The organism is Trichormus sp. NMC-1 (genome assembly GCF_001858025.1).
In the GTDB taxonomy this organism is placed as follows: Bacteria; Cyanobacteriota; Cyanobacteriia; order Cyanobacteriales; family Nostocaceae; genus Anabaena.
Map to the genome: position 1 here is coordinate 46,435 of NZ_LZQD01000004.1, position 14,517 is coordinate 60,951.

15 protein-coding genes and 1 other RNA gene are annotated in these 14,517 nt (G+C 39.1%); 5 read left to right on the forward strand and 11 right to left on the reverse strand.

What is annotated here, in order from left to right; all coding sequences use genetic code 11:
- Positions 1–88: 88 nt before the first annotated feature.
- From A9Y75_RS14015 to ssrA, 3 genes are all read right to left on the reverse strand, one after another.
- Positions 89–2,815 (reverse strand): peptidase domain-containing ABC transporter, encoded by a 2,727-nt coding sequence (locus A9Y75_RS14015; protein WP_071190184.1) that lies wholly within the window; start codon positions 2,813–2,815, stop codon positions 89–91.
- Positions 2,709–3,434: a helix-turn-helix domain-containing protein gene (locus A9Y75_RS14020; protein ID WP_071190185.1), complete on the reverse strand. Its 726-nt coding sequence runs from the start codon at positions 3,432–3,434 to the stop codon at positions 2,709–2,711. The genes A9Y75_RS14015 and A9Y75_RS14020 overlap by 107 nt, the downstream gene beginning before the upstream one ends.
- 428 nt (positions 3,435–3,862) lie before the next feature.
- Positions 3,863–4,253: a transfer-messenger RNA gene (gene ssrA / locus A9Y75_RS14025) on the reverse strand.
- A gap of 123 nt (positions 4,254–4,376) precedes the next feature.
- Here ssrA and A9Y75_RS14030 point away from each other — a divergent pair.
- From A9Y75_RS14030 to A9Y75_RS14050, 5 genes are all read left to right on the forward strand, one after another.
- On the forward strand, positions 4,377–5,021 hold the full coding sequence (locus A9Y75_RS14030; protein ID WP_071190186.1) for a Uma2 family endonuclease: 645 nt from the start codon (positions 4,377–4,379) through the stop codon (positions 5,019–5,021).
- A 222-nt stretch (positions 5,022–5,243) separates the two neighbouring features.
- A complete protein-coding gene (locus tag A9Y75_RS14035; protein ID WP_071190187.1) occupies positions 5,244–5,468 on the forward strand; it encodes a hypothetical protein in 225 nt (74 codons plus the stop codon).
- A gap of 210 nt (positions 5,469–5,678) precedes the next feature.
- Complete coding sequence (locus A9Y75_RS14040) at positions 5,679–7,142, forward strand: ATP-binding protein (protein WP_201788417.1); 1,464 nt, start codon at positions 5,679–5,681, stop codon at positions 7,140–7,142.
- A 308-nt stretch (positions 7,143–7,450) separates the two neighbouring features.
- The gene (locus tag A9Y75_RS14045; RefSeq protein ID WP_071190189.1) at positions 7,451–7,705 is read left to right on the forward strand and encodes a DUF2281 domain-containing protein; all 255 of its coding nucleotides are present in this window, start codon (positions 7,451–7,453) and stop codon (positions 7,703–7,705) included.
- Positions 7,702–8,121, forward strand: a complete 420-nt coding sequence (locus A9Y75_RS14050; protein WP_071190190.1) for a type II toxin-antitoxin system VapC family toxin — start codon at positions 7,702–7,704, stop codon at positions 8,119–8,121. The genes A9Y75_RS14045 and A9Y75_RS14050 overlap by 4 nt, the downstream gene beginning before the upstream one ends.
- A 191-nt stretch (positions 8,122–8,312) precedes the next feature.
- Here A9Y75_RS14050 and A9Y75_RS14055 read toward each other — a convergent pair whose 3' ends face one another.
- The 8 genes from A9Y75_RS14055 to A9Y75_RS14090 form a co-directional block, all read right to left on the reverse strand.
- Positions 8,313–9,260, reverse strand: a complete 948-nt coding sequence (locus tag A9Y75_RS14055; RefSeq protein WP_071190191.1) for a F0F1 ATP synthase subunit gamma — start codon at positions 9,258–9,260, stop codon at positions 8,313–8,315.
- A 123-nt stretch (positions 9,261–9,383) separates the two neighbouring features.
- Complete coding sequence (gene atpA / locus A9Y75_RS14060) at positions 9,384–10,904, reverse strand: F0F1 ATP synthase subunit alpha (protein WP_071190192.1); 1,521 nt, start codon at positions 10,902–10,904, stop codon at positions 9,384–9,386.
- Positions 10,905–11,003: 99 nt separating this feature from the next.
- Entirely contained in the window at positions 11,004–11,558 is a 555-nt protein-coding gene (gene atpH, locus A9Y75_RS14065) for an ATP synthase F1 subunit delta (protein WP_071190193.1), read from the reverse strand.
- A complete protein-coding gene (locus A9Y75_RS14070) occupies positions 11,555–12,106 on the reverse strand; it encodes a F0F1 ATP synthase subunit B (RefSeq protein ID WP_071190194.1) in 552 nt (183 codons plus the stop codon). Before A9Y75_RS14070 ends, atpH begins: the two co-directional genes overlap by 4 nt.
- 112 nt (positions 12,107–12,218) lie before the next feature.
- Complete coding sequence (locus tag A9Y75_RS14075) at positions 12,219–12,710, reverse strand: F0F1 ATP synthase subunit B' (RefSeq protein WP_071190195.1); 492 nt, start codon at positions 12,708–12,710, stop codon at positions 12,219–12,221.
- A 115-nt stretch (positions 12,711–12,825) separates the two neighbouring features.
- Positions 12,826–13,071 carry an ATP synthase F0 subunit C gene (gene atpE / locus A9Y75_RS14080; protein ID WP_015206126.1) on the reverse strand — a complete coding sequence of 82 codons (246 nt, stop codon included), beginning with the start codon at positions 13,069–13,071 and terminating at the stop codon, positions 12,826–12,828.
- Between the two features lie 104 nt (positions 13,072–13,175).
- Complete coding sequence (atpB, locus tag A9Y75_RS14085) at positions 13,176–13,934, reverse strand: F0F1 ATP synthase subunit A (protein ID WP_071190196.1); 759 nt, start codon at positions 13,932–13,934, stop codon at positions 13,176–13,178.
- A 53-nt stretch (positions 13,935–13,987) separates the two neighbouring features.
- Positions 13,988–14,449: an ATP synthase subunit I gene (locus A9Y75_RS14090; RefSeq protein ID WP_071190564.1), complete on the reverse strand. Its 462-nt coding sequence runs from the start codon at positions 14,447–14,449 to the stop codon at positions 13,988–13,990.
- Positions 14,450–14,517 lie beyond the last annotated feature (68 nt).

Below are 14,517 nucleotides of genomic sequence, written 5' to 3' on the forward strand. Positions count from 1 at the left end.
ATTATTTTTTGTAGATTGGGTTGAGAAACGAAACCCAACTATAATCATTATTAAATCATTGTTGGGTTTCTTTATCGCTCAATCCAACTTATGCTATTGTTTGCAATTGCTGTTGATTAAGATAGAAATAATGCCCACGTTTGTTCATTAATTCGTCATGAGTTCCACTTTCAATTAACACACCTCTATCTAGTACCAAAATTAAATCAGCATTACGTACAGTAGAAAGACGATGAGCAATTAGTAATGTGGTTCTTCCCTTGAGAATTCTGCTGAAATTCTGCTGAATAATCCTTTCTGATTCAGTATCTAAATGGGAAGTTGCTTCATCTAAAACCAACAAGTTGGGATTACCTAATAACGCCCTAGCAATTGCTATCCTCTGTCTTTGTCCACCAGATAATAAACCTCCACCTTCACCGATTTGACTTTCATATCCCATTGGTAATTTTTTGATAAACTCATCAGCACCAGCTAGTTTTGCTGCTTCCATAACCTCTGCTAAAGATAGTCCAGGATGCCCTAAACTAATATTTTCTCGAATTGTGCCACCAAATAAAAATGTGTCTTGATCAACTACGCCAATTTGTTGCCGTAAGGAACGTAAGGAAAGACTGGTAATATCTTGTCCGTCAATCAATACTTTGCCATCTGTGGGGGGATATAAGCCGACAACTAATTTAGAAATGGTGGTTTTTCCTGAACCACTACGTCCCACTAATGCCACCATTTGTCCTGGTTTAATTTCAAAAGTCAGGTTCTCCAAAATATTAATATCGCTTTCTGGATGATAGCGAAATGTGACATTTTCAAAACGGATATTTCCTCGAATTGGTGGTAAGTTTTGCCGTGATTGGTGCAGTAAATCTTCCTCTGGTTCTGTGTCCAACACATCATTAATTCGTTCTACTGCAATCACAACTTCCTGCAATTGATTCCACAAGACAATTAAGCGTTGGAACGGCTGTATAATATTTCCTAGTAGCATATTAAATGCCACTAATTGCCCAACTGTTAATTGGTTATGAATTACCAAATATGCCCCAAACCATAATAAAGCAGTCGTAGCTACTGCTTCAATTGTGTTACTGAAAATTTGTAAACGATTGCTGATGACTTGCCCGGAAAAGTTGGTTTTTACTTCTTTATTTAGTAACTCTTCCCAATGCCATCTGACTGTTTGTTCTACTGCTGTAGCTTTCACTGTTCGCACACCAGTGAGAGCTTCTATTAAATAGCTACTTTCTTTGGCAACTGCATTAAATATTTCTCTGGAAATTCTTTGTAAAAAAGGTGTGGCAATCAGGGCTAATAAGGCAAACGGTGGGACAATTACTAAAGCCAATAATGCCATTTTCCAACTGTACCAAAACATCAATCCTACATAGATAAAGACAGTGAATAAATCTAGAAGGATTGATAATGCTTCACCAGAAAGAAAGCGTTGAATTTTGCGGTTTTCTTGAACGCGGGAAATAATATCCCCTACATAACGAGACTCGAAAAAGCTCAAGGGTAGCCGCAATGTATGACGAATAAATCCGACAATAAGTGCTAAGTCTATGCGATTAGCTATATGGTCTAGAAGATATTGCCGTAAACCCATCATGGCCACACGAAAGAGGCTAAACATTAACAAACCTATTCCTACGGCTGTCAGGGTTAATTCTGATCGTTGCACTACTACCCGATCTAAAATTAATTGGGTAAATAGGGGGGTAACAAGTCCAAATATCTGAATAAATATGGAAGCTATAAATACTTCCAACATGACTAAAGAGTGGGGCTTGAGTAACTCAAAGAACTGCCAAAAGGGTGTGGAAGTCTCTTTCGCATCTTTGAGCATAGCTGTCGGTTGCAACAGCAATGTATAACCAGTCCAGTCGGCTTGAAATTCCCCGTGAGTGAGGTTGCGTTGACCAATGGCGGGGTCGGCTACAATGACGTATTTAGGGGTAATTTCATAAACAACGATGTAATGATTGCCTTCCCAGTGAACAATGGCTGGTAATTTTTGCTTTGCTAACTGGTTTAAACTAGCTTTTACAGGTCTGGTGGCAAAACCAAGACTTTCTGCTGCTGTCAATACCCCTCGTAAGGATGCACCATTGCGGTCTACATTGGCAATATCCCGCAACCGATTGACACTAAAGCGTTTTCCCCAATAGCGGGACACCATGACTAAACAAGCTGCTCCGCAGTCAGAACCACTCTGTTGGGCAAAGAATGGATAGCGTCGCATTACCTTTTGCCATAAATGCCCAACTCTTTGTGTGGGACTGGGAAAATAGGCTTTGCTAATCTTTGGTTCTGACTGAAAATCTGGGGTTGACGCTGGTAAAAGTTCTGGTTTTTGGTTGTTGTTCTCTAGAGTAGCTGGTTTTATCGGTGTATAATCTGCATCGTCTAGTAGGGAGTGGGCTTTGTGCCTTAAATGTTCTCGAATTTGGGGATACTTGTCCATTAAGGGCGACAGTAACTTTTCTGGCAAAAAGCACAACTGTAAATTTACTGAAGCTCTGGCTCCATAAGGTTTAAATTCAGATTGGGGAAACAAGGTAAATTCTGCAAATGATTCTCCGGCTTCTAAAGTAGTAATTAATTCATCTGTATCATCTAGCAGTCTGACTTTGCCAGTAATTATGATGTAGATGCCTGGTTCAACATCCGTTCCTGTCCAGAATTTGCCGACTTTGGGGTTGAGAGATTTAAGTTCTGGAAGATAGTGCTGAAATTCTTCTGGGGACAGTGAATACCCTAAAGTATTGTTGATTTGTTGCAGAGATATTAATTGAGCAGACAGATTGTGCGCCATAAATGTCTGAATCTTTTGCTAGTTTGGCAAAATTAATAGGTAGAAGTTCGGAATAATCGGCGGTATTTGCTGTTTTGAGGTCAGCAATCAATATTTTGGTTTCTGTGTCAGATTTGAGGCTATTTTGTGCAGTATGGCTGGATTTGTGTCGGGTGGATAAGCCCATTTGTTTGAGGAGTCGCTTGAAATGGCGATCGCTTACCTCAACCCCAAATTCCCTGGACAAATGTTTCTGCAACCAGTTCACTGTCCAGTGTCGAAAAACATAACCATGATCACGAGGATTACTGCTCACCAATTCTTTTAAACGTTTTAAATACTCGTCATTAACGACCTTAGGACGACCAATTGGACAATCTTGCCATTGGTGCGCCATCCCTGTTCGGGCAATATGCATCCAATGCCTTGCAGTTGCAGCACAACATCCCAATGTTTGGCAAATTTCTGTTTGAGTTTTCCCCTCATCCGCTAACAACATGATTTCAATTCGCTGGCGGTAAGACTCAGGGCAATTTTCCTGTAAAGTTTTTTGTAGAAATTTGCGTTGAAAGGCTGTTAAATACTTATCACTACAATTGCTTGCCTCTTTAGCTTCAGGTTTCGATGGATAATGGGACATAAGCACAGATTAAACCCTTAAAGTACTAAAAACCAAAGCCAGCAGGTATCATAGCTCGGTTCAAATTTAGCCGAACAGAATAATCTCATTTCCGAGAGCGGCTAATCATCATTGCTTCTGTATACATATAGGTATCGACTCTGAAGTTTTATGCAATTAGCTGAGATTTTTAACTGATTTTGCCAAGCAGTTTTTGCCTAACGCCGACTGAAGAGGTATCATGATGCAATTTGCAGGCGCAACAACTGATATCATGTTCGCCTAATCATTTATCAAAAAAAATCTCCGCGTCTCCCTGTCTCCGTGTCAGTCTAAATGATAAGTATTCAACCAGACATAATATGATTCTGAGGGAAAGTGCTTTTGATTTGCCCATAAACCAAAATCCACCCACACATAAAAGTGCAAGTGGACTGGTTAATTATTTGAAATGGAGCTTATGGGAGTTGAACCCATGTCCAAATTGGGTATTAACCCACCGCTCGTTCACAGGTTTAGCCTTTCTGACCCTCAAGGCGGGAATCGTTCATTATCCCGAACGTAGGATGCTCTGATTTAATCTTAGCCACCAAACCAACCAGAGAACGTTTGTTGGAGCATCCGTTGGGGTTAGGTCTTTAATCCTTAACGGAGTCAAATTAAAGACGCTCGAACCTGAAAGAGGTTTCTTAGGCTGCTACTAGAGCTTCCCGACGAGCAAATTTTACGATATTGTTCGCATTTACTTTTTTTTCGAGTCTTTGATTTCCGAGAGGTGACTCGCTCTCGACCTGAATCACAGAGAAGCTTTCGCCAACCTGTCGAAACCGTTAAAGCCCCATGTGCTTCACACTTTTATTATAGTACGCCATTTTGCAAGTTGACAAATAAAAGGGATAACTATTTTATTTTTGGACTAAATTAAAGGTAGAGATAGATATTTTACAGGTATAGTAATACGCCATGACTAGCCAAATTCTGATGCAACCGCAAGAAATTGTCCATTTATCAGGGATTAGTTGGCATACTTATGAGAGTTTGCTAAATGAACTCAGTACCAGTCGTCGTCTCCGCTTAACTTATTATCGGGGTAATTTAGAAATTATGGCTCCTTCACCTGAACATGAACGTTATAAAGAAATTACTGGTCGCTTTGTCGAAACTTTAGCCGAAGAACTAGAATTAGACATTGAACCACTGGGTTCTACTACTTTCAAACAATCAGAATTAAGTGGTGCAGAACCGGATAAATGTTTCTATATCAAAAATGTTAAGTTCATTCAAGGTAAAACCAGAATTAATTTACAACAAGATCCTCCTCCTGATTTAGTTGTTGAGATTGATATTACTAGCAGTTCAAAAGACCGTTTTGCGGTTTATGCAGAAATGGGTGTGCCGGAAATTTGGCGATATGATGGTAATGTATTTACTATTAATATTTTAGAAGATGGTAAATATATAGTTGTTGATGAGAGTTTAGCTTTTCCTAATTTACCTTTAACAGAAATTTCTAATTTTTTGAAAAATTCTGGTAGTAAAAAATATTTGGAATTAGTGAGAGAATTTAGAGACTGGGTGAGGAGTCAAATTCAAGATACTTACAATTAAAAAAAGAAAAATTAGAATACACCATGAGTAGCCCTGTGTTATCTCTAAATTTAATAAAATTGATGGTTTCGAGGATTTAACATAGGTAATTATTATAGGAAAAATGCCTAAGTTAAAAGAAAATTTGGTATAATATGACGCAACAGAAGGTATGTTTCAGAATCGCCGTAACTGAAATATAAAATTATAGCTTTGTTGTTTTTATAAATTTACTGATTTAATATGTCTAAATCTAAAAGAAAGAAAAATAATAATCCCAATCATGATCAATTAGAATTAAACTTAATATTTCCTTCTTTGGATTCTCAAGACAACAAAGAAAATAACCAAGATCAATCTATAGTAAATTTTAATATAAACCATGAATTACAATCCTATGGTACACAGTCCCTAAATAATCAACAGAATCTAAAAAAGGCTGATTTTTTAGATTCTGAAATAGATTAAAAAAACTCAAATACAATAGAAAATATACATCCAAAATTTGTAATCAATACAAAAGATAACTTATTTTTACCATTTACTTATGAAGAAATTTTAAAGGAAAGCGAAGAAAAAAAAGCTAGACTTCCTGACCTAATTGTTCCAGTAACAAAATTTGAAGAACAAATTATTCAAGTTTTAGCAGATATTAAAAATAATGGTTATTTATTATTTTTGTATGGAGTATCAGGTGTAGGAAAATCTACGTTTATTAGTTCATTACAGTTTCAGAAATATATTCCCATAAAAGAAATAATTTCAATTGATGCTAGTGAATTAATACAAGAAGATAATTCTGGATTAAAGCTTAAAGAATTAATTAAAACAATCAAGAAAGAAGCTATTAATTTTTTCTCAGAAAATAATAAAAGTAATGATAAATTATGTATTGTTATTGATTATTTAGAAAATTTAAAAGACGAAGATGAAAATCATGTTAGAGCTTTTTTCAGAGACTTAAATAGACATCTCCGAAAATACGAAATTTTAATTATTTGGCCTGTAACAGAGCGGGAAGATCTAGAAAATATGCAAAATTTTGCTGAAAGTGTTTCTAGTACAATCTTTCATAGAAGAATACCTGTTATAAATTTTACTGGTCCACCAATTGATGAATATCCTAATATTGCAAAAAAAACAATTATGTTTTTTAATGAGGCAAAAACTTGCTATGACTTTCAATTAAATGATCATGATTTTGAAGACTTAAAAATTTCTTACCAGCAACAACCTCAAGAAAAGCATTTAATTAGGGAATATTTAAAAGATGTTAGAGGTCTTTGGGAAAAACGAACTAATCATATATCTCAGATTGTAAAATCTATTCCTAAGCCGACAGAAGTTTGGTTTATATTTTCCTATCCAAAGGCTGAAGATGTTGTTGCTCGTTTTGCAAAACAGACTCCAGATATAATTGATGAAATGTGGAATGCAGATTATAAATCTCTTTTTGCATATATTGGTAACAACCAAAGAGCGGCTGACTGGAAACCTCAACGTTTAACTTTAGCTCTAAGTAGTCGTATGCTAACAACTAAAATAATGTATTTACCTACCAATGCTTTAGTAAGTTGTATAGCTGCTTATTTAAATGATGCAAAAATTCCTCTTACAAGACAAGAGTTAATTGAATTTCAAGAAGATAAAAAAGGAAATAAAACAGGAAAATATATAGTTCCAAAGCACTGGTTTCAGAAAAAGATTGTTCAAGACACACTGAAAACAACACCTTTATATTTACAATTATTAAATATTCCGACTAGACCCGGATCTCGTTCAAGTGGTACAGTACCAACAGCATTAGAAAATGCCAAACAAGCTTTTGAACAATTTAATAAAGATATATCAACAAAAACCATAAGTGATCACCGTTTTAATCATGCTATTTGTTTAGCATTACAAAATGCACTTAGCGATCAACCAGGATTTAATTTTACATACGAAACAAAACATCCCAATCTCGAAAATATCAGACCTGACATATTAGTAGATACAGATAAAAAACTTATCTGCTTAGAGTTTTGTTATACGAATAACAATACACCCGGATATCTTGCTGATTATGTTTTAAGAAAACTAAATCAATATATGAAACAACTAGAAGATAATTTTGGAATCCCTGAAGATTTTTCTTGGTAAGAATAATTTTTTAACATGATAATTCTTGAATATGTAGACGCATAGAGATGTTGAAGATGACATTACAGGAAATAATTAAATCTCTTGATGATTTAGCTGTGGAAGATAAAACTCTTCTGCTTAATGTACTTGAGTCTCATTTGTCAAAAAGAAAGGAACAAGTACAAGAAAATTACTTTAAAACCTGAAATTTTCAATTATAATCAATCAGAAATAGACGCACAAAAACAAAAAAATGGAGGAAAAAATAAAAATTAATGCTGATGTCATTTATAATATAATCAATTCCTAATAGTAAATGTGAAACTATGACCCTTGAACAAGCAGTTTTAGAAGATTTCCGAGAATTACCAGCAGATAAACAACAGGAGGTTTTAGACTTTATTCAATTCCTCAAACATAAATTATCAGTAAAAAACCCAAATGTTAAACCTAATGGTGAAACTTTCTGGGAAATGACCTTGCGATTTCGGGAACGTATGGAAAGAGAAGGTATTGAATTTACAGATGAGGATTTTGCAAATATTAGAGATCGCAGTCCAGGACGGGAGGTAGAACTTTGAGTTTTCGTTTTCTTTTAGACCCTAATATTATTTCGGAAATTAACAAAAAAATCCCCAATAAATTAGTTGTTGATAAAATGAATCAATATCAAGGTGAAGTATCTACAGCTTCAGTAATAATTCATGAATTATTATTTGGTTGCTTACGTTTACCTCCTGAATCTGGAAGAAGACGCTTTTTAGAAGATTATATCGGAGAAATACCTGCTAAAATGCCAGTGTTGGATTATGATCTCAATGCTGCAAAACGGCACGCACAGGAAAGAGCTAGATTATCAAAAATTGGTAAAACACCTGCTTTTATTGATGGACAAATTGCGAGTATTGCGTTCTGCAATGATTTGATTTTAGTCACAAACAATGTGGCAGATTTTCAGGATTTTCAGGATTTGGTGATTGAAAATTGGTTTATTTAGGTTGCTTATGTTCAGGTAATTTATAACAAAATTAAATAATATTGGAACTGCAAATTACTGGTTATAGTATAGATTAAATATAAAAGTTTCAAGTAATTGTTTACGTATAATTTTTAGATTAATAAACTAGTAATTGATGATTGGCTATGGTTCATTTAACAATTACCCATTACCAATCACCTATTACCAAATTAAGTTAAAGCCTCAGCACCACCAACAACTTCTAGGAGTTCTTGGGTAATTGCAGCTTGACGGGCCTTGTTGTAAACCAATGAAAGGGACTTAATCAATTCACCGGCGTTTTCACTGGCGTTACTCATAGCTGTCATCCGCGCTGCTAGTTCACTAGCTGCTGACTCTTGGAGCGATCGCAATAACTGATTACTCAGATACAATGGCAACAGAGAATCAAGAATTTGTACAGGGTCTTGCTCGAAAATCATATCACGAGGCAAGGCGCGGACTTGGCTGACCACTTTCTCCCGTTCTACTTGGAATTGACCACCACGGGTAGTTAAACGGAAGATTTCGTCATCCGCTGCTTCTAAACCTTGGGTATCAAGAGGAAGCAGAGTTTGTACCACGGGACGAGAGCTTACCAAGGAAACGAATTTGGTATAAACTAACTCAATCCGGTCTACTTTTTCCGAGAGAAACAAGGAAAGTAGTTCATCAGCAATATTAGTAGCTTCTGCTGCGGTAGGAATTTGTTCTAAACCGCTGTAGTTAGCATTAATAGGCTGATTTCTTCGTTGAAAGTATTGAGTAGCTTTGCGTCCGACAGTTACAAATGTGTAGTCTATACCTTCGGCTTTAAGTTCCTTCGCGCGATTTTCTGCTCTGCGGATAACGTTACCATTGTAACCACCACACAGACCCCGGTCGCCGGAAATTACCAACAAACCTACTGTTTTAACTTCGCGTTTTTTCAGTAGTGGTAAGTCTACGTCTTCAAACCGCAGACGGGTTTGTAAGCCATACAATACTTGTGCCAAGCGGTCTGCAAAAGGACGGGTGGCAATTACCTGTTCTTGGGCGCGGCGTACCCGTGCCGCAGCCACCAGCCGCATGGCTTCTGTGATTTTTTTGGTGTTTTTGACCGACTGAATGCGATCGCGTATTGCTTTGAGATTAGCCATAATATTCCACAAGAATTCAGAATTGAGAATTCAGAAGGCAGGAAGGGAGGAAGGGTCTTACTTCTGACTCCTGACTCCTGACTCCTGAACCGAAGGTCTGCGAAGCGTCTCCTGACTCCTTGATTACGCTGCTGCTTGGAAGGTCTTCTTGAACTCGGATAATGCGGCTTTCAAAGCTGCTTCTTCTTCGTCACCTAGTACTTTCTTGCCTTGTACTGCTTGGAAGTATGCAGTATTAACGGTCTTCAAGTAATCACGTAGACCTTTAGCGAATACGGTGACTTTATTAGCTGGGATGTCATCTAAATAACCGTTGATACCAGCGTAAAGAATCGCTACTTGTTCAGCTACAGAGAGGGGGTCGTTTTGGGGCTGCTTCAGAAGTTCCCGTAAGCGGACACCACGTGCTAACTGGTCTTGGGTGGCTTTATCTAAGTCGGAAGCAAATTGCGCGAAAGCTTGTAAGTCGTCAAATTGTGCTAATTCCAACTTAATCTTACCGGCGACTTTCTTCATTGCCTTGGTTTGTGCCGCAGAACCTACACGGGATACAGAGATACCGGGGTTTACAGCGGGACGGATACCAGAGTTGAACAAGTCAGAAGACAAGAAAATCTGACCGTCGGTGATGGAAATTACGTTTGTAGGAATGTAGGCGGATACGTCACCGGCTTGAGTTTCGATAATTGGTAGGGCGGTCATGCTGCCTTTACCTAATTCATCGCTCAATTTAGCGGCACGTTCCAACAAGCGGGAGTGGATGTAGAATACGTCTCCGGGGTAAGCTTCCCGTCCGGGTGGACGACGGAGTAGCAAGGACATTTGGCGATAAGCCTGTGCTTGCTTGGAAAGGTCATCATAAATTACTAAGGTCGCTTTGCCTTTGTACATGAAGTACTCAGCAATGGTTGCGCCTGTGTAGGGAGCTAGGTATTGTAAGGTGGCTGGGTCACTGGCGTTAGCGGCTACAACTACGGTGTAGTCCATTGCGCCTTTTTGTTGTAAGGTTTGAACTACGTTAGCAACGGTGGAAGCTTTTTGACCGATAGCAACGTAAACACAAACGACATCTTCACCTTTTTGGTTAAGGATAGTGTCAATAGCGATCGCTGTTTTACCAGTTTGACGGTCACCAATGATTAATTCCCGTTGACCACGGCCAATGGGAATCATGGAATCAATAGCGGTGATACCTGTTTGCATCGGTTCATGTACAGACCGACGGGCAATAATACCTGGTGCTGGAGATTCAATCAAACGGTTTTCTGAAGCTTTGATTTCTCCCTTACCGTCAATTGCACGACCCAAAGCATCAACAACTCGGCCAATTAAGGCTTCACCTACACCTACTTGGGCAATTCTACCAGTAGCAGTTACGGAGCTACCTTCTTGAATTTCCCGGCCTTCACCCATCAATACCGCGCCCACGTTATCTTCTTCTAAGTTTTGGGCGATGCCTATTGTGCCATCTTCAAATTCTAGGAGTTCCCCAGCCATAGCCTTTTCCAGGCCATAAATCCGGGCAATACCGTCACCTACTTGTAAGACTGTACCAACGTTAGCAACTTTAACCTCTTGGTCATATTGCTCGATTTGTTGTTGGATAATGTTGCTGATTTCGTCAGGTCTGATGGAAATACTCATTTGTCGTGCTATTAGTTTTCTTTCGAGACGGAAGAAGTCAAGACAATTCAAAATTAAAAATAGGTTTTTCTAATTTTTAATTTTGAATTTTGAATTATTTCAGCTACTGCTTAAACTCAAGGAAAGACGACGTAGTTGACCACGTATACTAGCGTCAATTACTTGTGAGCCGACTTTGATAATCACACCACCAATCAACTCGCTATCTATCTTCGTTTGTATTTCTACCTGGCGAGCCTTGGTGATGGCAATTACTTTTTCTGTAATTGCTTGCTGTTGGGCTTCTGTCAAAGCAACGGCAGAAGTAACTTCGGCTAATACGGTTTGATTTAGCTGCCGCAACAGTACTAAATACTGCTGTAAAATCGGTTCCAAGAAAGAAATGCGTCGTCTGTCAACTAGCAGCAACAAAAAGTTACGCAGGTAGGGACTAACGCCTTCCCCAAGCACTTGTTTGAGCAGACTCTTCTTGTTTTCAGCCTGAATAAAAGGGTTGCCCAAATAGATCTCAAGCTCTTTGTTGACTGTAAAGAAGCTTAGGAAAGTACGCGCATCTGTGCCGAAATCTTCTGTTAAGTTTTTCGACTGCGCCAGCGACAGCAGTGCCTGTGCGTAGGGCTGGGCTATTTCGGCTGCTGCTGCATTACTTTTCATACATTTCCTCCCAATTGTGAGATGCTGCGTTCAATTAAAACTTGTTGAGCATCGTCAGCAATTCCGCTCTTGAGTTGCGCCTCAACTTTTTGCAGTGCCTGAGCAACTACTTTTTGACGTAATTGAGCGATCGCTTTATCTAGTTCTGCACTCAAGTCGGCTGCCCCTGCTTCCTGCAAGCGCTCAATATCTACAGCAGCTTGTGCCAGAATAGCTTCTTTAGCAGCTTGGGCATTGTCTTGGGCTGCTTTTTTAATTCTTTCAGCTTCCGCAGTAGCTCGATCTAGGTTTTGTTGCGCCTCTTTGAGCTTTCCGGCTGCATCCTTAGCTCTCTGCTCTGCACTCTTAATTGCTGTTTCAATATTTTCTCGACGAGTTTTTAGGGTGTTACCTACAACTTTCCGTCCGAAGACAAACAGCACAGTAATAATAATGGCCAGGTTAATCAGGTTAGTGTCTAAAATATTTGTGTTTAGACTAAACCCTCCTTCTGCCAATTCACCTCCGACGGCGCTAGCTTCGGCCGTCAACAGTAAAAAAGTCCCCATGATTTTTCATCCACAACTGCGCTGCCAAAACTTTTTTGTCAGTTGTCAGTTGTCAGTTGTCTTACTTAATGACTAATGACTAATGACTAATGACCAATGACTATTTTTTGAGTTAGCGCTGGTTAACTAAATCTGCTCCTAAAAGCTTTTCTAGCATTTGCCGACTGAGCGCATCAACTTGTGCTTCCAAAGAATCTAAAGCTTGTTGTTTTTGCTGCTCAATTTCACCAGCTGCTTTCTCTCTTTGTGCCTGGGCTTCCTGTTGCGCTGCGGCAATTTTTTGGGCAGCGATTTTTTGAGCTTCGGCTTGAGCTTCAGCAACTATTGTTTGTGCTTGCCGTCTAGCTCCTGCTAGATCCTGCTCATATTGCTGTGCTAAGTTTTCTGTTTTTGACAAGCGTTCTTGAGCTTCTAATTGATTACTACGGATATATTCATTCCGTCCATCAATCGCATTGCCCAGGGGCTTGTAAAGAGTTGCGTTCAATATTAGGGCTAAGATTAGAAACTGGATTGCCATCAAAGGCAGGGTAGCATCTAGATCAAACAAACCCCCTTCTTTGGCAACTTCTTCTACAGCCAATAAGGTGATCCAGTGTGTCATGTTTGCTTATTCCTATCTACTATTTTAGTCCTGAGTTATGAGTCCTGAGTTATGAGTTAGGAGCGAACCTCCTAACTTTTTCACTCAGCACTCACTACTCAGCACTGAGCAATGATTATGCGAAGGGGTTAGCAAACAGTAGCACTAGAGCAACTACTAGACCGTAGATGGTTAGCGCTTCCATGAATGCCAAGCTTAACAGCAATGTACCGCGAATTTTGCCTTCAGCTTCTGGCTGACGAGCAATACCTTCTACAGCTTGTCCGGCTGCGTTACCTTGACCAATACCGGGGCCGATTGCAGCCAAACCAACAGCTAGAGCAGCAGCGATAACGGAAGCAGCAGAAACTAATGGATCCATGATATTCTTTCCTTACTTTACTCAGTTGAACAGGTGTTGTAGTTGGTCAGTTGTCAGTTGCTCATAAGCCATGACCAATGACTCATGATTATTTTCTGAGGGATCTAATGATGTCCCTCATGCTCTTCACCACCATGATGATCTTCCATCGCTTCACCGATGTAAGCAGCAGCTAAAGTGGCAAAAATTAGTGCTTGAATGGCGCTGGTAAACAATCCCAAGGCCATTACTGGTAAGGGGACGAACAAGGGAACTAGCAAAACTAGTACTCCTACCACCAGTTCATCAGCTAAAATGTTACCGAATAAACGGAAGCTTAGGGAAAGGGGTTTGGTGAAATCTTCAATAATCTTGAACGGCAACATAAACGAAACTGGTTGCACGTAGTTGCCAAAATACCCTAAACCCTTTTTGCTGAACCCAGCATAAAAATACGCTAAGGATGTCAACAAAGCTAAGGCAACAGTTGTGTTGATGTCGCTTGTGGGTGCTGTCAGTTCACCTTCTGGCAGATGAATTAGCTTGAAAGGAACTAGCGCCCCTGACCAATTTGACACAAAAATGAACAAAAACAAAGTGCCGACAAATGGCACCCAAGGGCGATATTCTTTTTCGCCAATCTGGTTTTTCGCCAAATCTCGAATGAATTCCAGGGCATACTCCATCAGGTTCTGTAGCCCACTGGGAATTCTTTTGATGTTACTGCTTGCCAAGACGGAAGTTAGTACTAGCACACCAATAACAAACCATGAGGTGAGAAACACCTGGCCATGTAGCTTCAAGTTACCTATTTGCCAGTACAGATGTTTACCCACTTCCAATTCGGCAAGTGGAACAGAGTATAAATTCAGAAAATTCAGCATTTTCTTTCCAATTCAATCGTTTCTCCAATATTACCTGGAGAGGAGGAGCCTTTTTAAGGTTGCCGGAGCTTTGTGGAGTCAGAGATAAACGCCACTCTAACTACGTAGATGATGAGCGTAGCTTTATAGGTGAGAAATCCCAAAAATATGGGCATTACTTGTAGCTGATTTAAGCGCGATGCTAGTAAAATCAGTACTACTAATAAGGCTAACCGAGTTTTGCTCAGTGATTGTTTCTCTGTGCCTAAACGCTCAACATCTTTTGCCAACATCCTCAAGTAAAGCACACCTGCACACGCCCCTAACAAATAATTCAGGGCAATGTTTAGGGAGTAAGAAATCCACACAGAGATAAAAATAACCCCTGTCAGGACAAGTGTGATTACTAACAACTCCTGATAGAGTTGATAGAAGTCTTGCATGGAAGAGTCTACTGGTTCTGTGTCTTCAAAACCAAGTTGAGCATCTTGTTCTGTTGTCGGAGTCGGTGCAATTGATTCTTCTGACAAGCTCACAGGACTTGAAACTAGTACAGCTAGATTATGATGACTGCACATTCAGTCAGCTGAATCATATCACGATC